The following is a 21,781-nucleotide window of genomic DNA, read 5'->3' on the forward strand; positions in this document are numbered from 1 at the left end:
GTTATAGTTTAAAAAAGCGCTCCATCCTGGATGCAAATTCCTCCTCTTTCCAGTCCCTGACGAGGATACGAGGCAGTGCAAAGCGATTACTCCAGCTATGTACCTGTCCGTAATAGTTGGCACATACCATCTGTAACCCAAGCTCCTTGCAGGCTTTAATACTGTCGGCATTGTAATACCGCTTGCTGCCAAGGAATTTACGCCCGCCAAAAGGATAGGAAAAATGCTGGATGGGCTGCTGCAAAAGTGATTCCAGTATTTCTTTGCTCTGACCTATTTCCTGTAGTTGCTGTGCGTAGGGCAACATGCCCACAGCCGGGTGGCGATGGGTGTGACAGCCGATTTGTACATACGGACTGGCGGCCATCGCTTTCAGTTCATCGAAAGTCATCATGCGGTGGGATGGTCTGCCTTCAGACCCGCAACCCGCCCAACTGTAGAGGTATTGCATCGCACGATCAATAACATCCGGTGCGCAAAACCGAAGGATGGCCTGCAAAGCGTAATAAGTACCAGTGATGGCTGCTGTGTCAACGGTGTTAAACGTGTGTGCAGCACCGTTAATGTTAATGTGAAGTGTGTCCGGTAAAGTATTGCCGGTGAGCAACACCCGTTCCAGGTCATCCCACCATTGTTCTTTGGTAGTATTGAGTTTGGAAGTAGTAATATAAAACAATGCCGGCGTAGCCTGCTTTGTCATGATAGGTAAAGCTTCCAGGTAGTTATCCGCATAGCCGTCGTCAAAAGTTATGAGCACGGACCGTTTCGGAAATGGCTTGCCTGACTGTGCATACGCCAGAAATTGGGCAGCATCCAAAACGTTATAGTTAGCTTGCAGATATTGTAACTGTGCATCGAAGTTGGCAGGGCTGACCGCCAGCTCCTGGGGGTCAGCAGCTAGGTTTGTAACCCGGTGATACAGCAGGATCACAGCCGGTTGCTGGATTTTGTTGGCTACAAAGTTGCCAGCCGAAAATAGTATATCACTAAGCTTTCCCATTGGCGCTCTTCGTTGCTCTGATGCTGATGATAACAGGATACACCGGATCATGGTAATCCAGTTCCTCACGCGTAACTTCCTCTGCGGAAATACCATGGAAAAGAGAGGTAGCTGCCAGTACATTACCATATGCCTGAACCGTTACATTGCCTTCTCCAAAAATTTCATCAAAAACCCGCTGGGCGGATTTGGTAGTAAAACGCCAGTAGTCGCCCCATCTTTGCATATCATAGGCAGAAATCTGTGATACACCTGCAAGGGTTGCCAGCAGCACACCGCCGGGTTTCAGCAGGTAATAGGCCCCTTCGATGGCCGTTTTATAATCGTATATGAAATTGAACGTTTGTGTACAGATAAAGCAGTCTATCTGGTTTTCAGGGAGAGATGTAATGTCCGTCAGGTCACCTTGTATCGTTACATGAGCGCCTTGCTGCGTATGCAATACCTCAAACTTCGTCACATGCTGACCGAACTGTTTTGAGTAGGAACTTTCTGCAATCTCCAGTACGTGACCGTGAATATCCGGTAAGTTTTTTTGCAGGAAACTTTCGATGTAATAGCGGTCCACCGGGGTGCCACGATCAAATCCGAACGTCGTGGAAATAGGTTTTACACTGCGTAGGTTATTCCAGTTTAAAGGAGCTACTATTTCCCGTTTAAACTTCTTGAGTATCTTTTTAAGCATTGCCTGCAATTTTGCGCCAGATTTTAATAAGCTTATCTCTTACTTTTTCCTTGATAGTCATCCCGGCATTCTTACGCAGAAAAACTCCGAAGCGCTTTTCAATATCCAGGTTATTCACCACGGGAATATCTTTCACCGGAATTACACCGGGATAGAGTTCAGTATAGGTATAGTCATGCACCGTGTAATGGTGAGTAGCACTCGGCACGTTACCATCGTGCCTTACCAGCGATTTTGTAGGATAAAGCGTCAGCATATCATGCAGGTAGGCGGCCGCTCTCCACCGGATTGCCCAGGAGCTTACCTTCCCCTGTTGCTGCTGGTGCAGCATTCTGAAAAACGGATAGCCACCCCAGAAATCAAATTCCGCTCTCAGGCCACGTTCGGTGATCTGTTGTATCAGCTTGGTGGAATCCGGCTCAAACTTACTCCAGGCGCGCGCCCAGGTACCCCAGCCCCAGCATCCCGGATCGTGTATGGTTAATGTTTCATCCGGATAACCGGCTGGTATTTCAATCGGGTACATATAACCGTGCACGGCGAGCATTTTTTCATTGTGCTCATATTTCACCAGTGCCTCATTAATATACGCCAGGAAATGCGGTGCTACCACCAGGTCATCTTCCAGCACAATAATTTTTCCGAACTGGTTCACAATTTTAGTGACTCCGTAAATGATGGAATTAGCCAGCCCCTTGTTTTGTGCCGCTTCTTCAATAATCACCTCCTTACACCACTGCCGGCTGCGTACGATTTTTCTCGTTTCCGCAATCAATGCCAGCTGCTCTTCTGACGACCCCGGTTTAGGACCATCACAAAATACATATAAGGTGCTGCTTGCAGCTTCATTATTGCGACTTAAATGCTCTAAGGTACTGAGCGTCAGTTCAGGACGATTATAAACAAATAATACTACGGGAGCCAGTTCCATCCAGGATATTCTATAATTACAAAGCCGTGAAAATAGCACAAAACCCACAATTAAACAAATATGCACCGCGCTCCGGCAAGGCCGGAAAGGCTGCATTGGTGGGTTGTACAGCACCATCCACTAACGTAACAGGTTATACGAAAAGAGTGCCCGGGGTTATAATCTGCCCGCGCCGGCATAATATTTTTTCCAGTACATTTCTTTCAGATCACTGATCATCACACCATTACTGGTGCTGGCATGTACGAATTTATCATTATTGAGATAGATACCGACGTGTGAAATTCTTTTATGATGGATTTTGAAGAATACAAGATCACCTTCTCTGAGCTGCTGCTTACCCAGGCGGGTAACCTGGCTATAAAGCTGTACGGAGTTACCAATGAGATTCAGTTGAAACACCGTGTTCATCAGGATGTTCACAAAACCGCTACAATCAATGCCATCCCTGGTTTTTCCTCCCATCCGGTAAGGAGTGCCCATCCAGTCTTCAATGAAGTTATACAACCTGCCATTGAGCACCGCTTCTACCGGCACATCCAGCAACTGGGAATACTTAAACTGCCAGCTGGAAGCATTTTCGATAATGGAACTGCCCACACTCACATTGGAACTGATCGCCACATTTTTACTGTGGTTGGGATTTACGACCTCTTTTGGTTTTTGCCTTGTTGAAATGCCTTCAATAAACTGTACCCGCGATGCTGACTGGTTACCGGCAGTAGCTGAAGCCGATTTCCCCGCAGTTTTGGAAGTACTCTTATGGAGTGTCGAACAGGAACTAAGTGACAGTGCACATACCGATAATTTCACAATTAAATTCCTCTTTACACGCTTCATAAATTCTGGACTGGTTAATTTTTCGCTAAAATATTTAAGATTTTCGAATTTCCATGAGGGAGTTCCTGCTAAATTTACTCACATAGAACGCTTTAAGGAATATTTTCCGACATTTGCTGTCTGACAAAAGAGGATAGCAAGATGAATTTCTCCCACTTACACGTACACACGCAATTTTCCCTGCTGGATGGTGCTGCCGACATAAAATCGCTGTATAAAAAAGCGATGGCTTCTAATCAGCCCGCACTGGCTATTACAGACCATGGAAATATGTTCGGTGTATTTCAGTTTGTGGCAGAAGCTTACAATAACAAACTGAACCCCGGCGATCCAAAAGATAAACGGCTGAAAGTAAAACCTATTGTGGGCTGCGAATTTTATCTCGTGGAAAACCGCCACAAACGTGCTTTCACCCGCGAAGAAAAAGATATCCGCTACCACCAGGTATTACTCGCAAAAGATGATGAAGGTTACCGCAACCTCATCAAACTCTGCTCCCTGGGCTATATGGAAGGGCTGTATGGTAAATACCCCCGTATCGATAAGGAACTGGTGCTTCAGTACCACAAAGGCCTGATAGCCACTACCTGCTGCCTCGGCGCCTCCGTACCCAAAACCATCCTCCGCAAAGGCGAAGAGGAAGGTGAAAAGGAATTCAGATGGTGGCTCGATCTCTTTGGTGAGGACTTCTATGTAGAGCTCCAGCGCCACGGCATCCCGGAACAGGAACAGGTAAACGCAGTACTGCTGCGCTTCGCAAAAAAATACAATGTAAAAATCATTGCCTCCAACGACTCCCACTACGTGGATCAGGCGGATGCCAATGCACACGATATCCTCCTTTGTATCAACACCGGCGAAAAGAAAAGTACGCCAACCATGAAGGAGTTCGCAGACGACGACGTGTCCATGAAAAACAGACGCTTCGCCTTCTATAACGACCAATTCTATTTCAAAACCACGGAAGAAATGTCGGCCCTGTTCCACGATCTTCCGCAGGCCATCGATAATACCAACGAAATCGTAGATAAAGTACAGCTGCTGGACCTCAAAAGAGATATCCTGCTGCCTAACTTCCCCATCCCTAAAGAGTTTTTCACGCAGGACCAGTACCTGCGCCACCTCACCTTCGAAGGCGCCCGCACCCGCTACTCGGAAATGACCGCCGATGTGGAAGAACGCCTCAATTTCGAACTGCAGGTAATTGAAAACATGGGATTTGCCGGGTACTTCCTCATCGTGTCCGACTTCATCAAAGCAGGCCGCGATCTGGGCGTGTTCATCGGCCCCGGCCGTGGATCGGCTGCCGGTTCCGCAGTAGCATACTGCATCGGTATCACCAACATCGACCCAATTAAATACAACCTCCTGTTTGAGCGTTTCCTTAACCCGGAACGTAAGAGCATGCCCGATATTGATACGGACTTCGATGATGAAGGCCGCCAGAAAGTAATCGACTACGTAGTACAGAAATACGGCCGTAACCAGGTAGCACAAATCATTACCTATGGTACCATGGCCGCCAAAATGAGTATCAAGGACGTGGCCCGTGTAATGGACCTCCCACTGCCCGACTCCAACGCCCTCGCCAAACTGGTGCCGGATAAACCAGGCATCCAGCTGGACCGTATCTTCAACGCCCCGCTGGATGGGGATAAAAGCCTGGCCGATAAAGAAGGCCTCGCCGGAGAAGATATCGAGAACGTTAAAAAACTCCGTGAACTCATCAAAGGAGAAGACCTCCAGGGGGAAGTACTCCGCGAAGCCTGCGTACTCGAAGGCTCCGTGCGTAATACCGGTATCCACGCAGCGGGTATCATCATTGCCCCGCAGGACCTCTACGATCTGATCCCCGTGTCCACCGCCAAAGACTCCGACCTCCTCGTTACCCAGTTCGAGGGTAGCATCATCGAGAACGCCGGCGTTATCAAAATGGACTTCCTGGGGCTTAAAACCCTCACCATCATCAAAAATGCCCTGGAACTGATCCGTCAGAACCACGGCGTGGTGATCGATATCGACTATATCCCCCTGGACGACGAAAAGACGTACGAGCTCTATCAGAAAGGTGAAACCAACGCTACGTTCCAGTTCGAGTCTGCCGGTATGCAAAAATACCTGCGCGAACTCAAACCGGACCGTTTCGATGATCTGATTGCCATGAACGCCTTGTACCGTCCGGGACCACTGGAGTACATCCCGGCGTTTATCCGCCGTAAACACGGACTGGAACCCACCACCTACGACCTGGCCGAAATGGAGGAATACCTCAACGATACCTACGGTATCACGGTATACCAGGAGCAGGTGATGTTGCTCAGCCAGAAGCTCGCCGGCTTCTCCAAAGGAGATGCTGACGTACTCCGTAAGGCTATGGGTAAAAAACAAAAAGCCGTACTGGATAAAATGAAATCACAGTTTATGGAAGGCTGCCAGAAAAACGGGCATGACCTCAAAATCTGTGATAAAGTATGGACCGACTGGGAAGCGTTTGCATCCTATGCGTTCAATAAATCCCACGCTACCTGCTATGCGTTCGTAGCCTACCAAACCGCTTACCTCAAAGCCCACTACCCTGCTGAATATATGGCTGCCGTACTTAATAACGCCAGCAATATTGAGAAAATCACCTTCTTCATGGAGGAGTGTAAACGTATGGGCATCGACGTATTGCCGCCGGATGTCAATGAATCGTTCAAAGGCTTTGCAGTGAACAAACAGGGCCAGGTCCGCTTTGGCCTGGGGGGCCTCAAAGGCGTGGGTGAAGCAGCCGTGGAAAACCTGCTGGAAGAGCGTAAGAAAGAGGGCAACTACAAATCTATATTCGATTTTATCAAACGCGTGAACCAACGCGCTGTCAATAAAAAATCACTGGAGGCCCTGGCCATGTCCGGCGCCTTCGACCTGTTCCCGGAACTCCACCGTGCGCAGTATTTTCATAAACCAGAAAATGATCCCCTCTCCGGCCTGGACCGCATTGTAAAGTTCGGCCAGCAGGTAAGTGCAGGATCTTCCAATATCGGCAGCCTCTTTGGCGCCGATGAACTCCCGGATGTAGAACCACCGAAAATCCCACCCTGCGACCATTGGCCGCTGATCATGAAGCTCAATAATGAGCGGGATGTAACAGGTATCTATATCTCTGGTCACCCGCTGGACGATTACCGCTTCGAAATGAAGCATTACCAGATGAACACTGTGCAGGACCTGGTGGAATACCAGGCCGACATCAGCACGCCCGGCAGCACCGGTGGTCGCGCCAGAGAAAAAAACTTCCGCCTGCCCGTATTTATCACCAACGCCCAGGAAAGAATCTCCAGGAATAACCGCCAGTTCGGTATTATGACCATTGAAGATTATACCGGGAAATTCGAGTTTGCCCTGTGGAGTGAAGACTTTATCCGTTTTGCTCCCTATCTCAAACCCGGATTATGCCTGTTTATCAATGGGGGCTTCAAATCCAAGCGATTCAATGATAATGAATACGAGTTCAAGGTAAATAGCATCCAACTGCTCCAGGAGGTTAAGAAGACCCATACCAAGCAGGTGTTCCTGATGACTTCTCCGAAGTCCATCTCCCGGCAAACCGTGGACTTCCTGGTAGAGAACGTTAACCGCTATCCTGGCAGCAGTACCATGCACGTACACCTGACGGATATCGACACACAATTACAGGCTAAACTCCACACTTTCAACCGTAATATCGAAATGAATGACGAGTTGGCACACTACCTGGCTAAACAACCGGATATCGATGTGTATATAGACATAATCAATAAGTAAGATGTCAAAAATGCAGTAATTTGCACGTGGATCAAGATTTGACAATAACTAGTCACTGATTGGAACACAAAAACACAAAGCAGCAGAAAATCAAAACAATCATATCAAATCATTTTAAATTAGAGTATATGGCTTTAGAATTCACAGATGCGAACTTCGAAACTGAAGTTCTGAATAGCGATAAATTAACAGTTATCGACTTTTGGGCAGAATGGTGCGGTCCTTGTCGTGCTATCGGTCCGGTAATTGAAGAGCTGTCTAAAGACTACGCAGGAAAGGTAAACATTGGTAAAGTTAACGTGGACCAAAATCCGCAGTTATCTATCAACTACGGTATCACCAGCATTCCTGCGATCCTGTTCGTAAAAGGCGGCAAAGTAGTTGATAAACAAGTAGGTGCAGTTCCTAAAGCTGTACTGGATAAGAAAATCCAGGCAAACCTCTAATCAGGAATTCACCAATTGAAATATTTTGTGCAGGCTTTCCGGTATCGGAAGGCCTGCCTTTTTTATGGGATACCTGACCGCAAATCCAGGCTTTTCGTCGATATACAGAAATTAAGTATAATAAAGAAACGTTATCTTACGGCCACAATTTCACAACCAAATACCCGAGCCGTTGCGCAAACTTTTTCTTATCCTCCTTACCTTAACAGCTATGTCTACGCTGCAGGCGCAGCGCAAATGTGGAACCAGTGAAGTGCTGCAGCAAATGGCAGCTGAAAGCCCGGTCATGGCCGCCAGGATTGAAGCATACCATACTAAACTGTTACGCGGCCAGATCCAGCAACGATTAAAGACAGAAGCCGTACCAGCCGCCGTTACCATCCCCGTGGTGATACACATAGTGCTGGATAATCCCGCCAGCGTTACGGACGCACAGGTGCAGTCACAACTGGCAGCACTCAATCTCGATTATACCGCTACCAATACCGATATTTCCAAAGTCCCGGGCGTATGGCAGTCTATTATCGGGAATATGAACATCAACTTTTGCCTGGCCCAGCGCACCCCTGATGGTGAGCCAACCAACGGCATCGTGCGCGTCACCAGCAACAGAACTTTTGATATCACCAACGGCGCTCCGGACGTGAAATACGGCGATACCGGCGGCTCCGATGCATGGGATACACGCAAATACCTCAATATATGGGTTACCAGGCTGGCCAGCGGCTACCTCGGTGTGGCGGCTCCTGTTGGCAGCGGCTTTCAGCCCGAACAGGAAGGGGTGGTGATCGCCTATAACGCATTCGGTACCATCGGAAATATCAGCCCTACCTATAACAAAGGACGTACCGTGACCCATGAAATAGGCCACTACTTTGGTTTGAAACATATCTGGGGAGATGATAACGGCGACTGCTCCGACGATGACGACATCACCGATACGCCCCTGCAAGGCACCAGCAGCTTCGGTTGCTTTACCTTTCCCAGAACGGATCGTTGCACACCCGCCGCTCCCGGCATCATGTTCATGAACTATATGGACTATTCCGACGACGCCTGCATGCAACTGTTTACCGCAGGCCAGGTCACCAGGATGCGCTATGTGCTGGAAAATATCATCGCCACGCTCATGACCTCCGACGGCTGCTCCCCTCCAGTGGTCTATCCCAACAATGCTTCGCTGGTGCAGTTGTTATCGCCCATGGGCAAGTTGTGCAATACGGGCATAGCACCGGTCGTAACGCTGCGTAACAAAGGCACCGCCCCGCTTACCAGCGTTAATATCAACTACCAGCTCAATGGCGGTAGTTTGCATACCTATAGCTGGACAGGCAACCTGGCCCCGCTCACTACTACCACCGTGACCCTGCCATCTGCCAATATCAACATTGGTAACTATAACATTAAAGCCTATACGCAGTTGCCCAACGGACAACCGGACGGTGACCCTGCCAACGATACTACCTCCGGCCGGTTTAACTACGATGCCGAAGTAATACTCCCATTTACCGAAGGTTTTGAAAACGACAGCTTCCCTCCTCCCGGCTGGGCCATACGCAACCCTGACAGGAGCTTCACCTGGGAACGCATCCGCGATGTAGGTAGCGCCAGCAAGGCTTCGGCGCTTATCCGCAACCTGGGGTACAATACCAATTTCCAGCAGGATGACCTGTTATCGCCCATTTTAGATCCGCAGGGCCACGACTCCGTATTCCTCTTTTTTGATGTAGCTGCGGCCGTTTACACCGACCCTGCCACTACCAGTAATATCTGGGATACACTACAGGTGCATGTGAGCAGCGATTGTATGAACACCACCGAAATGGTGTACCAGAAGTGGGGCCCGAATCTCATTACACACAAAACTCCGATCCAGACTGAATATATCCCTACCGCCTCCGAATGGCGAAGGGATTCAATTGATTTAACAGCGGCTGTACGTAAAGGAAAATTCCAGGTAGCTTTCAGAAATATCTCAAATTCAGAGAATAATATTTATATTGATAATATAAGAATTATTACGAGAGACGTCAATGAAGACCTGAGAAAGCAGGGCGTACTGGTGAATCCCAACCCGAGTACGGGGATCGTTTGGGTGACATTTTACCAGGTACCGGAGGACTTGCAACAGGTTGCGATCTATAACGCCGCAGGCCAGCTGATTACCAGTTTGCCACCCGCTGCCATCAACAGGGCCAACCGCATGACCTTTAATTTGGTAAATGAGCCAAATGGTGTTTATTTTGTAAAATTAATTTACAGGAACAGGGCCAATACCATTAAATTAATGAAAGTAAGATAACGATGAGACAAGATTATCCCGCTGTAGAAGTATTACTGCAGCAACCCGGACTGGACCAGTCGCTGAAAGCAATAGGCGAGAAAGTATTAAGACAGGAAAGACTGACGCCACAAGATGGACTGACTTTATTTGAAAAAGGCGATATCGGATATTTGGGCGCATTAGCTAACCTCGTACGAGAGCGGATGCACGGCGATAAAACATACTTCAATCGTAACTTTCATATCGAACCTACGAACGTCTGCATCTTCACCTGTCACTTCTGTTCCTACTCCCGCCTTTACAAAAACCGGGAAGACGGATGGGAACTAAGCATCGACCAGATGCTGGACATCGTAAAAGGCTACGATAATCAACCCGTTACTGAAGTGCACATCGTGGGCGGTGTACATCCTAAAATGCAACTGGAATTTTTTGTGGAACTGATTCAGAAAATCAGGGCCCATCGTCCGGACCTCCACATTAAAGGTTTTACTGCTGTTGAGCTGGACTATATGTTCCGCAAGGCAAAAGTAACGGTAGAAGAAGGCATGCGCATCCTCAACGAAGCTGGTCTGCAATCCATGCCAGGCGGCGGTGCTGAAATCTTCCACCCGGATGTACGTGCTAAAATCTGCCACGATAAAGTAGATGCTGATGGATGGTTAGCCATTCACAGAGCGGCACACAACCAGGGTATGCACACCAACGCTACCATGCTGTATGGCCACGTAGAAAACTTCGAACACCGCATCGACCACATGGAACGCCTCCGTTCCCTGCAGGACGAAACCGGTGGCTTTAATACCTTTATTCCGCTGAAATTCCGCAACAAAGGCAACGACATGTCAGACATCCCGGAAACTTCTGTAGTAGAAGATCTCCGCCTGTATGCCATCGCACGCCTCTATATGGATAACTTCCCTCACCTGAAAGCCTACTGGCCTATGCTGGGAAGAAACACCGCACAACTCACCCTCAGCTTTGGCGTAAACGACCTGGATGGTACCATCGACGATACCACCAAAATCTACTCCATGGCAGGTGCAGAAGAACAGAATCCATCCATGAACACCGCACAGCTGGCCATGCTGATTCGTCAGGCTGGTCGCCGCCCGGTAGAAAGAGATACTGTTTACAATGAAATCAAAGACTATACAGAAGTAGTTTTCTCTGATGAAGAGCTGCTGCTGAAATAAACCTGATCTATGCATCTATATCTGAAACTTTTACTAGTCGCAGGTCTGTCTTCAGCAGGCTGCAATCAGTCCGCATCCAGCAATCAATCTGCTGCAGATACCACCACCGCCCCTGTTGCAGAACAACAGGTAGAAACTGCCAATGGCATCGCCTTCAGAAAGGACGCTGCCCTGGCTTTCGTTTCAAAATCCGGTGCTGATACCATCCGCAAAATTGATATCCAGCTCGCCGAAACTGACCCGCAACGCGAAGATGGCCTGATGTACAGAAAGTCGATGACAGATGACCAGGGTATGCTTTTCATATTCCCTGATATGGAAGAGCGGTCCTTCTGGATGAAAAACACTTACATCTCCCTGGATATAATTTATATCGATGATAAAATGGAGATCGTATCCATCCAGAAATATGCGACGCCATTATCAGAACAAAGTCTGCCCTCCTTCAAAAAAGCACAATACGTGCTGGAAGTAAACGGTGGCTTCTGCGATAAATACCACATTGGATACGGTGATAAAATCGTTTATAACAAATAACACTATCCGTCCGCTACTATTACAGTAGCGGATTTTTTTTGCTTTTTCGCCGATTACCATCGGCACTTTTGATACATATTCTGACTTACGAACGAATGCTCCGCTTTCCAGCGGAGCATTTTTTACACAAGCAATCATCGTTTGTTGGTCCGCCCAGGGCGGACCAACAAACGATTTGGGAGAGACCTTCGGTCTCTCCCAAATCGAACAAAATAACACCAGATGATACAAAAAAGCCCCGCTGGAAAGCGGAGCTTTTTTTGCTCTTTTGATACATATTTGACTGCTAACACTATAGCTGAATTAATTATGAGCAATCTGCTCCGGGTACAAAGGCGCACCCGCTTTGCTCAAACGCGGACCATAGATCTCTGCATAAGAGCGTATATCCGTTCTCGTTACACGGCGGAACATCGCTTCCGGTTGCACTTTTTCTGCGGAAGTAAAGCCACAGGCGCCCATCAGCTCTGCCAACGCATAAATTGTATTACGGTGGTAGTTTGCTACACGAATACGTTTATCTGCCACATTCACACCACGATACAAGGTAGGGTCCTGTGTAGCCACACCTACCGGGCAACTGCCACTATCACATTGTAACGCCTGGATGCAACCCAGCGCAAGCATCATGCCACGTGCGCTGTAAGCAGCGTCCGCACCGAGTGCCAGCACTTTCATAATATCGAAACCGGTGATGATTTTTCCACTGGCCATAATGCGGATATGTTTTTTCAGATCGTAATGCTTCAGCATATTCACTACCATTGCCAGTGCATCGTATAATGGCATACCAATAGAATCCGTAAATTCCAGCGGAGCCGCACCGGTACCACCTTCTGCACCATCTACGGTGATAAAGTCAGGATAGATACCTGTATGAATCATCGCGGTACAGATACGCTCAAACTCATCTGCACGCCCCACACACAGCTTGAAACCTACCGGCTTGCCACCGCTCAGCTTTCTCATCTGCTGCAAAAATGCCAGCATTTCATATTCATTGCTAAACGCTGTATGCGCCGCCGGTGATAATACACTCACTCCTGGCTTTACTTTACGGATAGCCGCAATTTCAGGTGTGTTCTTAGCCGCCGGCAATACCCCACCCTTACCTGGTTTCGCACCCTGACTCAGTTTCAGCTCAATCATTTTCACCGCAGGAGCCGCAGCCGCCGCTTCGAAAACTGCAGGAGAGAAATTACCCGATTCATCGCGACAACCAAAATAACCGGTACCAATCTGCCAGATCAGGGCACCACCGTTTTCCAGGTGATAAGGACTGATACCACCTTCTCCGGTGTTGTGGGCAAACTCGCCCATCTGCGCGCCACCGTTGAGCGACAGCACCGCCGTCTTACTCAGTGCACCATAACTCATGGCGCTGATGTTTAACAGAGAGGCATTATATGGCTGTGAACATTGCTCATTACCGATGGTAACGCGCAGTGCTTCTGCTTTAACTTTTACTGGAAACGCGGTATGCGACGCCCACTCATATCCCGGCTCGTACATATCTGCCAATGCACCAAAGGCAACGGTTTGCTTCACATCCTTGGCACGCTGATACACTACAGAACGCTGACGACGGCTAAACGGACGCCCATCTGTATCTGATTCAAAAAAGTACTGGCGCATCTCCGGACGGATGTTCTCCAACAGGTAACGCAACCTGCCCAGGGCAGGATAGTTACGCAGCAAAGCATGCGTTCTCTGGAAACGGTCGTACAGGGTGAGAATGGTCAAACCCACGGCCACAGGTAATAAGATCCAACCGCTAAGATATCCGCGATAAATCCCCACTGCTACGGTAATGTCCAATACGAGGCATAAAAAGTAAACCGCCCATCGTGCAATCCGATGATTCATAAAACTGTTTTTATAAGATTGTTTGGTAATTGCTTTGGATGTTTGCCGCCTGCGTTGTGCCAGGTAGCGATCCTCCCGAACAACTATTCTCTTTCCATTAAGTTGTCCGGGTTAAAATGTTGAAGTCTTTGGGGCAGGATAAAAATGGCAACGTAAATCCGCAAGTACAGCAAGCTGTTGTACATAGGTTTCTCTGCGTTTGTATATGTGTTGCCTTTGTCATTACAGGGCAAAGGTAGGGCTAATTTCCTTCACGGAAATGCACTTTGCCAATGATTTCAAGACATTAAATATTGTTGCTTTTTCTTTTGTAATTATTCAATGTTGCTCGTGCAACATTGAATAATTTACGCATTTCTTCTATTGTAATTCGGAAGCGGTGAATGGCTTTTGGCGACCATTATATTGCTTTTTTACCCATTTAATATCTGATTCGGTAACCTGACCAGCCTTATTTTTCCAGGCGGCCCGCAGGTACGACAATAACTGCGCAATATCGGCATCGCTGTATTCATCACTGGCACCGATTCCCGGCATATCACCGCTGATCTCCGGCGCCTGGTATACTTTACCATGCACGGTTACAGGTCCGGTAAGGCCATATAATACAATAGCAGCCAGCTTCTTCTTATCACCATTCACCCAATTGCTTTCATTGAGTGGCGGCGCCATAGAAGCAATACCATTTCCATTTTTACCATGGCAGGTTTGGCAGATATTGTTAAATATTTCATAACCCCGTGGATACGACAATTCCAGTGCAGCCATTTTCTGTTGTTCAGCAGCACTTTGCATGTCCTCCATGGTTTCATGTAAAGCTTTATACAGGGAGATGGTAGTGTCTTTATTCACCACCTGCAGCTGTTCCAGCAACGCACGTTCACGGCCTTGTGCATTGTTGACCACCGCAGCCGCAATATAACGGTCGGCCGCATAATGTGACAGGAGAAACTGTTCCATACCAGTCACCGCAGCCTTGTCCCACTTATTTACAGCCGGCAACAGCCAGGCGGCATAGCGTGCAGTAGCCGGTTGACGTAGCAGGCTGTCTATGATAGCTGTTACAGCCTTACTATTACTTTTATTATAGAGAGATGGCAGTGCTGCCATGGCCTGTATCTGTAGTTTTAACGACGAGCTGTCCAGCAGATAGCGCACGTCATTCAACGTAAGCGCATCCAGGCCTTCCAGTGTCCAGAGGGCATGCCGCTGTGTAAGCGGATGTGTCGTATCATGCAGACTGGCACGCAGCAACGGTACTGCTGCCTTCATGCCCTGGTCCACCAGCTGTTGCTGGGCCATATCACGGATGATGCCATTCTTATGATGGAGCATGGTGAGCATAGCGGAAGTACTGGTAGCTGTTGTCATCATTTTAGGATGGCTACCTTTCGGTACGATGCGATAAATCCGGCCACAGTTAAGTGGTAAAGTGAGCTTACGCGCTGCAATCTGTTGCTTAAGGTATGGGGTGAGATAGGTCTTATGCTGAATAATGCCCCGGTACATATCCGTGATGTACAATGCACCATCAGTACCGGTAATGAGGTTAGTAGGCCTGAAACGCTCGTCCGTACTGGCCAGAAATTCCTTGCCTTTATAGGCTTGCTCTCCGGTAACAACATCGCCGCTGTCGCGCAGGATATTCCATTTGATCAGGTTAGCTGCCGGCTCGGCTACAAATGCACCGCCATAATATTTGCGTGGCAGCAGGTCGCCACGGTAAATATGCGGGCCACAGGCTGCGGTAAAGGAAATGAGCTTGCCTTCTTCGTCCAGCACACCTTTTACGTATCCCCTGTTTACACCAAGGTTTTTACGTGCCGGATATACGTTGTTATCTGCCACCACCTTTTCATCAAAGCCTGCGGCTTCGCGCTGGTGGGTGTTTTTACCGGAGAGTCCTGGCAGGAAGTAGTCGCCCAGCAGGTTTTGGGAATTATTATTATAAAACAGGCGGCCGTCGTCGTCCTGGGAAATTCCCCATTGGCCTCTGAACTGCGTATGCTCTTTGATCCATTTTCCGTTCACCTTACGGTAACGGCTATCCGATTTTGCGTTGTAGATCCAGTTGTCCATACCGCGGAGCAGGCCGTTGGGTTGGTGTTCCACGTTACCGCCGTCGGCATAGTGATCGTCTACGAGGGTACGTTTGCCGGCTTTATTTCCATGAATTTCATAGTAATACAGCTGTGGCGGAGTGGCTACGAGAATGCCGGAATCTACCAGGCAGATGGCCCGGGGTAATACCAGCGAGTCGAGGAACACCTGGCGTTCGTCAGCTTCGCCATCTCCATTTTTATCTTCGAGGACCACGATCTTGCCACTGGCCATATCTTCTCCCGTACCACTGGTATCGGGCATAAAACCGGTCATTTCTACCACCCACATCCGGCCGCTGAAATCGAAGGTCATGGCTACGGGAGCCACTACCATCGGCTCCTGCGCCACCAGTTGCACCTCCAGTCCATCCTCCAGCTGCATGTGTTTGATTGCTTCCCTGCCTTCCAGTACTCCGGCAGAGTCCTTGTCTGTATTGTTGGCAGCGGTAGTAGTTTTATGTTGGTTACAGGCAACAAAAGCCAGTATTAACGCGGAAAAAATAAGGTATTGGTAACGGCCCATCTTGTGATCTATTGCAAGGGTTAAAAATACATTATTTTAAAACTTTTTCTCCTCAACTTTACATCAGTGGTGGAGCATAAGAGAATTACCCGCATTTGGCAGCGACTAAAGAAAAAACCCCTATCTTCGTCGCTTATTTGCATACATTTTACGATTTATTTGCATCTATGGGACGCTTTCACGGCTTGATAGGCATAGTACTTATTCTGGGTATAGCCTTTTTATTTTCCAACAACAGGAGTAAGATCAATTACAGACTGGTTTTTAGTGGGATTGCATTGCAGGTATTGATTGGAATTTTGGTGTTTAAAGTGCCGCCGGTTACCTGGTTTTTTCAGCAGGTAGGACATGCGATGGGTAAGCTGGAAGCTTTTGCCCGCCAGGGTGCCGCCTTCGTTTATGGAGGCCTGGGTGTAGCCCAACCCCCAACCGGCACTATTGCCGATTACGCCAACGGCGGATTTGTATTTGCCTTCAACGTTACCGCCACTATCATTCTCGTTTGTGTGCTGGTAGCTGTTTTATATCACTTTGGTATTATGCAGCGGATTGTTGCGGTGATTGCCCGCGCCATGAACATCATCATGCGTGTGAGCGGTGCCGAAGCACTCAGCAACGTAGCCAGCGCTTTTGTAGGCCAGGTAGAGGCACAGGTAATGATTCGTCCTTACCTCTCTTCCATGACAAAAAGTGAGTTGCTCGCTTCGATGAGCGGCAGTCTGGCCTGTATTGCCGGTGGTATCCTTGTGGTATACGCTAACATGGGCTTTCAGGCAGGCATGGACATCGCACCTTTCCTGATCACTGCCAGCCTCATGGCAGCACCGGGAGCACTTGTAATCTCCAAAATCGTATATCCGGAAACGGAGGAAAGCGTAACCATGGGACGCGTGAAAATGGAGGTAAAAAGCAATTACACCAACGTAATTGATGCGATTTCACATGGTGCCGGCGATGGTTTTAAAATTGCCATGAATGTAATCGCCATGCTGATCGGGTTCATTGCATTGATTGCGCTGCTCGACTGGTGCCTCATTCACATCGGTCACATCTTCAATCCTAATTTCACGCTCAGTCTCGACTGGATCTTCGGTAAAATCTTCACCCCAATGGCCTGGGCCATGGGAGTACCTTCGGAGGATGTGAGCAAGGTAGCTACCCTGCTCGGTCAGAAGCTGAGCATCAATGAATTTGTTGCGTTTAAGAGCCTCACCGACCATAAGATTGATGTAGTATCTCCCAAAGCAGTAGCCATCGTTACCATTGCCATTGCCGGTTTTGCGAACTTCTCCAGCGTGGGAATGCAGATCGGTGGTATTGGAGAGCTGGCACCGGACAGGCGGAGCGACCTGGCCAAACTGGGTCTGAAAGCACTGCTGTGTGGTACACTGGCCTCTTACCTGTCAGCCACCATCGCAGGTATATTACTGGGATAATCCGTTAACGATATAAAAGAAACGCCCGTCCGGCATATGCCAGGCGGGCGTTTTTTATACATTAAAACAGGCACAGATGCCTGTATAATATCGGTGGTAGTAGCGGAAACTATATTTCCAGCCTTTTCATCAGGCCAGCCTGTACGGCTTCCCATTCTGCCAGCTGACCCGCCTCTTCCCATGCAGCACGCATTCCAGAGTCGGCCGTAATCTTTTTCACTGCGTTGATGGCCTGATTTCTCAGTGCTTTTGTACCGATCAGGTTTAAGATATCCAGCCTGTCCAGTGGATCTTCAGGGTAATCCTCACTGGCACGACCTACCAGTGCGGCTACTGTTTCAGCAGCAGCGAGTCCTTCTTCGCAATCGGAAACTTCAAGTTTCTCATGATTATTGATGATACGAGCCAGTGTATCAGTTACCATACCACCATCTTTGTGATCGATCAAATCAAAAACCCAGTCTTGAGATCCTTCGTTTTCAAAGTTTCTGGTGCCCCATGCGCCCATAGTGTTTAGTGTTTTTTTATTTTTTCAGATAATATTAAGCAGTCAATACGTACTAACAAACTTTTCCTGTCATCAGTTCAAACTCCTGAAATCTACCGGCACGAGCTTGCTCACGCCAGGCTCCTGCATGGTTACCCCGTATATCACATCTACAGCCGCCATGGTCTGTTTGTTGTGGGTAACGATGATAAACTGGGAGTTATCAGAGAACTTACGGATCATGTTGGTGAATTTACCTACGTTGGCATCGTCCAGTGGTGCATCTACCTCATCCAGGATACAGAATGGTGCTGGTTTTATCAGGTAGATGGCAAACAGCAGTGCGGTGGCCGTCAGTGTTTTTTCACCTCCGGAGAGCTGTGTAATAGCTGCCGGACGCTTACCTTTCGGTTTGGCGATGATCTCAATGCCGGTATCGGCAAGGTTTTCCGGGTCGCTCAGGATCATGTCACACTGATCTTCCTCGGTAAACAATGCTTTAAATACGCGGATAAAGTTTTCCTTAACGGTGTTGAATGTATCGAGAAACTTCTGGTTGGCTGTGGACTCCACTTCCTGGATAGTGGCCAGCAGGGAGTCTTTCGCGTTCACGAGATCTGTTTTCTGCTCCAGAATAAATTCGTAACGTTTTTTCATTTCCTGGTAAGCCTCGATAGCGGTGGGGTTGATTTCCCCCATATTTTCCAGGCGCTTTTTCAGTTTTTCCGCGCTGGCTTGCAGCTCTTCTACCGGTAGTTCGGAGCTTCGCTGTTCGTCAATAATCTCGTCCAGGTTTATTTTGAACTCCACGCTGAGCCTTTCCTTCATGGATGCCAGCTGCAGTTTGAGTTCGTTCACCTTGTCTTTGATGGTATTGAGCTGAATATCCAGTTGCTCGCGGGCTTTCTGTTTACTACGGAGGGTGGTTTCCAGTTCCTGCAAGTGGTTACGGAAATTGTAGTATTCCTGATCTTTTTCGTTCAGGGCTTTTTCTTCCTCTTCACGTTGGCGGAACAGTTCTACCAGGCCATCGTCCGCATGACTGAGCTTTTCAACAGCTGCAGCGATGTTGCCGGCGGCGTCCTCAAGTTGCGCTTTATTGTTGGTGATCTGCGTGTGCAGGTCGGCCAGTTGTTTGCGTTTAAATTCCAGTTCCTGTTTGAGGGCCTGTATTTTACTTTGCTGGCGGGTATGTTGCAGGTTTTGGTTATTGAACTGCACATTGGCCATGTTAAACTGCTGCTCTACTTCCTGTGCTGCCCTGTCGGCCTCAATAATGGTATCCTGCAGTTCATTTACGCGGTCGTTCAGGTTGTCCAGCTCCTCCCTTACTCCCGAAATGCTTTGCTGGTTGGTATCCAGTGATTGCTGCATTTCTTCCAGGCGTTTATCGCCGGCTTCAATGAGGTGGTGGAAGTTTTCAATCCTGTTTTGCAGGCCAAACAGCTGGTTGTTCAGCTGGTTGATTTTATCACGTCCGGCGTTGATATTATTTTCGTTGAGCTGACCATTATAGCCCAATACTTCGTTGTGTTTATCCTGAATGGCTACACGCAGTTTCCCTACGATAGCTTCGAGATCTTTGATCTCAGCTTCCAGTTTCTCCAGGTTTTTGGCGCGGCCCAGCTTTTTACCTTCGAACAGGCCCACGGAGCCACCGGAGATATTGTATTTCCCGCGGTGCATGCGGCCCGACTTCTCGATCAGCACGATTTCGTCGCTGGCCAGCTGGCTGAATTCCAGGCGGCTGATATCTTCTCCGATAAATACTTTACTGAGCAGGAAATTTCCCAGGCCTTTATATTTCTCTTCGATTTCTACCACCTGCAATGCCGGAATGGTGCCCGGAGGGGTCACGATGCTGGCGGGTTGCTGACGGAACTGATCCAGTATGAAGAAGTTAGCCTTTCCTTTTTTATTGGCGTCGAGGAGCTGGATGGCCTGTACGGCTTCAGCGGTGTTGTTTACGACGTAATAGTTCAGGTAAGGTTCCAGGAGGTTTTCTACGCAGGTGCGGTATTCCTCTTTACAGAAAAAGATATCGGAGAGTATGGGGGCTGCGTTATTCCAGTCGGGGTTCTTTTTGAGGAACTTGATACTTTCAGGATAGCCATCGAGACTGTCTACCAGTGATTTAAGCAGGTCGTATTCATTCTTTTTGGAATCGAGTTTACGATTTTCATCTACGAGCTTATCACGGAGTCCTTCGATATCTGACTGCGTAGCGAGGATTTTTTCTTTGGTTTCGTCCTGGAATCGGATCATTTCATCCAGGGCAGTTTTTTCTGTTTCCAGTGTTTGCTGCAGGGTAGCTTTTTCTGCTTCCAGCTGTGTGATTTGTTGCTGGCGGCCGGTTTTTTCTTCCTGCAATTGTTGCATGCTGCGTTGCAGGTTTTGCACGGAGGTATCGGCTACGGCTACTTTCTTTTCGGCTTCAAACTGTTGGCGTTGCCAGCGTTGCTGGTCGTTGCGTAGGGTTTCGAGGGCCGCTTTCTTTTGCTGGAATTTTTCTTTCTTTTCTTCTACCATTTCGCGGAGTGTTTCCAGCTCATCGGTCATGGTTTCGAAGATTTCGGATTCTTCCACTACCTGTTTTTCGGAGAAATCGATGGAGGAAGTAAGTCCGTTTAGTTGTCCTTCCGCGCTGTTGAGGAAGTCCGTAATATTTTTTTCGCGTTCCCGCAGGTAGGTTAGTTGCTGGGTAGCGAGGTTTTTATCATTTTCTTTGGTTCTGATGGTGGCAACGAGGTCGTTGAAGGATTTCTGCAGCACCTGTAGCTCTCTTTCCTTGGCTACAAAGTGGAGTTTGTCTTCTTCCACGGCGGCTTCGGCGGCTTTGATTTCTGTTTCCAGGGCCAGTTTGCGGTCGCTTTCTTCCTGTTGTTTATCAGAGAGGTCTTTGAAAGTGATGTTGAAGCCTTCGAGTGCTGCTTTGGCGAGTTCGATACTGGCTTCTCGGTATTCCTTTTTCACCTCGTAGAAGCGTTCGGCTTTGCGGGCCTGGCTTTCGAGGGTTTTAAGGTTATTGTTGATTTCAAACAGCAGGTCCTCGATGCGGTTGAGGTCACCCTCGGTAGCGTCCAGTTTTGCTTTTGCTTCTTTTTTTCTTGTCTTGTAGATAGAAATGCCGGCGGCTTGTTCGAGCATGCGTCGGCGGCTGTTTTCTTTATCCTTGATGATATCGTCCACCATTCCCAGCTCGATGATGGCGTAGGAGTCGGTGCTCACCCCGGTATCCATAAACAGGTTATGGATGTCCTTGAGGCGGCAGGCCACATCGTTGAGGCGGTATTCGCTATCGCCGTTTTTGTAGAATTTACGGGTAATCGTAACCGTGGTGAATTCGGTAGGCAGTACATTTTTGGTATTCTCGAACGTGAGGCTAACCTCAGCCATGCCACTGGAGGAACGGGTTTTGGAGCCGTTAAATACCAGTCCTGCCTGGTTTTCAGAACGCAGGTTACTGATCTTATGCTCTCCGATTACCCAGCGGATAGAGTCGATAATATTGCTTTTGCCACAGCCGTTAGGCCCGATTACACCGGTAATCCCCTCATCAAACTGCAAAACGGTCTTGTCTGCAAAACTTTTAAAGCCTTTAATTTCTAGTGTTTTTAAGCGCACGACTTTACTCCGAGATTTTTAAGGCGTCAAAGATATAATTT

Annotated in this window: 14 protein-coding genes; 6 read left to right on the plus strand and 8 right to left on the minus strand. The window is 48.3% G+C overall.

Going from position 1 to position 21,781, the window contains the following annotated elements; all coding sequences use genetic code 11:
• Position 1: 1 nt before the first annotated feature.
• The 4 genes from KW844_RS05210 to KW844_RS05225 form a co-directional block, all read right to left on the minus strand.
• Complete coding sequence (locus KW844_RS05210) at positions 2-1,000, minus strand: polysaccharide deacetylase family protein (RefSeq protein WP_218375658.1); 999 nt, start codon at positions 998-1,000, stop codon at positions 2-4.
• The gene (locus KW844_RS05215) at positions 987-1,685 is read right to left on the minus strand and encodes a methyltransferase domain-containing protein (RefSeq protein WP_218375659.1); all 699 of its coding nucleotides are present in this window, start codon (positions 1,683-1,685) and stop codon (positions 987-989) included. Before KW844_RS05215 ends, KW844_RS05210 begins: the two co-directional genes overlap by 14 nt.
• Positions 1,678-2,616 carry a hypothetical protein gene (locus KW844_RS05220; RefSeq protein WP_218375660.1) on the minus strand — a complete coding sequence of 313 codons (939 nt, stop codon included), beginning with the start codon at positions 2,614-2,616 and terminating at the stop codon, positions 1,678-1,680. Before KW844_RS05220 ends, KW844_RS05215 begins: the two co-directional genes overlap by 8 nt.
• Positions 2,617-2,772: 156 nt before the next feature.
• Entirely contained in the window at positions 2,773-3,456 is a 684-nt protein-coding gene (locus KW844_RS05225; RefSeq protein ID WP_218375661.1) for a C40 family peptidase, read from the minus strand.
• A 141-nt stretch (positions 3,457-3,597) separates the two neighbouring features.
• On the opposite strand from KW844_RS05225, the gene dnaE reads away from it, so the two are divergent.
• The 5 genes from dnaE (at position 3,598) to KW844_RS05250 (ending at position 11,702) form a co-directional block, all read left to right on the plus strand.
• Positions 3,598-7,239 carry a DNA polymerase III subunit alpha gene (dnaE, locus tag KW844_RS05230; RefSeq protein WP_218375662.1) on the plus strand — a complete coding sequence of 1,214 codons (3,642 nt, stop codon included), beginning with the start codon at positions 3,598-3,600 and terminating at the stop codon, positions 7,237-7,239.
• Positions 7,240-7,367: 128 nt separating this feature from the next.
• Positions 7,368-7,685, plus strand: a complete 318-nt coding sequence (gene trxA, locus KW844_RS05235; RefSeq protein ID WP_218375663.1) for a thioredoxin — start codon at positions 7,368-7,370, stop codon at positions 7,683-7,685.
• A gap of 211 nt (positions 7,686-7,896) precedes the next feature.
• Positions 7,897-9,987: a M43 family zinc metalloprotease gene (locus KW844_RS05240; protein ID WP_218375664.1), complete on the plus strand. Its 2,091-nt coding sequence runs from the start codon at positions 7,897-7,899 to the stop codon at positions 9,985-9,987.
• A gap of 2 nt (positions 9,988-9,989) precedes the next feature.
• Positions 9,990-11,165 carry an aminofutalosine synthase MqnE gene (mqnE, locus tag KW844_RS05245; RefSeq protein ID WP_218375665.1) on the plus strand — a complete coding sequence of 392 codons (1,176 nt, stop codon included), beginning with the start codon at positions 9,990-9,992 and terminating at the stop codon, positions 11,163-11,165.
• A 9-nt stretch (positions 11,166-11,174) separates the two neighbouring features.
• Positions 11,175-11,702 (plus strand): DUF192 domain-containing protein, encoded by a 528-nt coding sequence (locus tag KW844_RS05250; RefSeq protein WP_218375666.1) that lies wholly within the window; start codon positions 11,175-11,177, stop codon positions 11,700-11,702.
• Between the two features lie 303 nt (positions 11,703-12,005).
• Here the strand turns inward: KW844_RS05250 and KW844_RS05255 are convergent, their stop codons facing one another.
• Together KW844_RS05255 and KW844_RS05260 are read right to left on the minus strand one after the other, a co-directional pair.
• Positions 12,006-13,568, minus strand: coding sequence for an FMN-binding glutamate synthase family protein (locus KW844_RS05255; protein ID WP_218375667.1), 1,563 nt, complete (start codon positions 13,566-13,568; stop codon positions 12,006-12,008).
• Between the two features lie 360 nt (positions 13,569-13,928).
• The gene (locus KW844_RS05260; RefSeq protein WP_218375668.1) at positions 13,929-16,193 is read right to left on the minus strand and encodes a c-type cytochrome; all 2,265 of its coding nucleotides are present in this window, start codon (positions 16,191-16,193) and stop codon (positions 13,929-13,931) included.
• Between the two features lie 167 nt (positions 16,194-16,360).
• Between KW844_RS05260 and KW844_RS05265 the strand changes: the two genes are divergently transcribed.
• Complete coding sequence (locus KW844_RS05265; RefSeq protein ID WP_218375669.1) at positions 16,361-17,629, plus strand: NupC/NupG family nucleoside CNT transporter; 1,269 nt, start codon at positions 16,361-16,363, stop codon at positions 17,627-17,629.
• Between the two features lie 109 nt (positions 17,630-17,738).
• Here KW844_RS05265 and KW844_RS05270 read toward each other — a convergent pair whose 3' ends face one another.
• Both KW844_RS05270 and smc read right to left on the minus strand, forming a co-directional pair.
• Positions 17,739-18,137: a DUF4259 domain-containing protein gene (locus KW844_RS05270; protein ID WP_218375670.1), complete on the minus strand. Its 399-nt coding sequence runs from the start codon at positions 18,135-18,137 to the stop codon at positions 17,739-17,741.
• A 72-nt stretch (positions 18,138-18,209) separates the two neighbouring features.
• Complete coding sequence (gene smc / locus KW844_RS05275; RefSeq protein ID WP_218375671.1) at positions 18,210-21,740, minus strand: chromosome segregation protein SMC; 3,531 nt, start codon at positions 21,738-21,740, stop codon at positions 18,210-18,212.
• Positions 21,741-21,781: the final 41 nt, after the last annotated feature.

Origin of the sequence: Chitinophaga sp. sic0106 (genome assembly GCF_019219075.1) — a bacterium.
Classification (GTDB): domain Bacteria; phylum Bacteroidota; class Bacteroidia; order Chitinophagales; family Chitinophagaceae; genus Chitinophaga.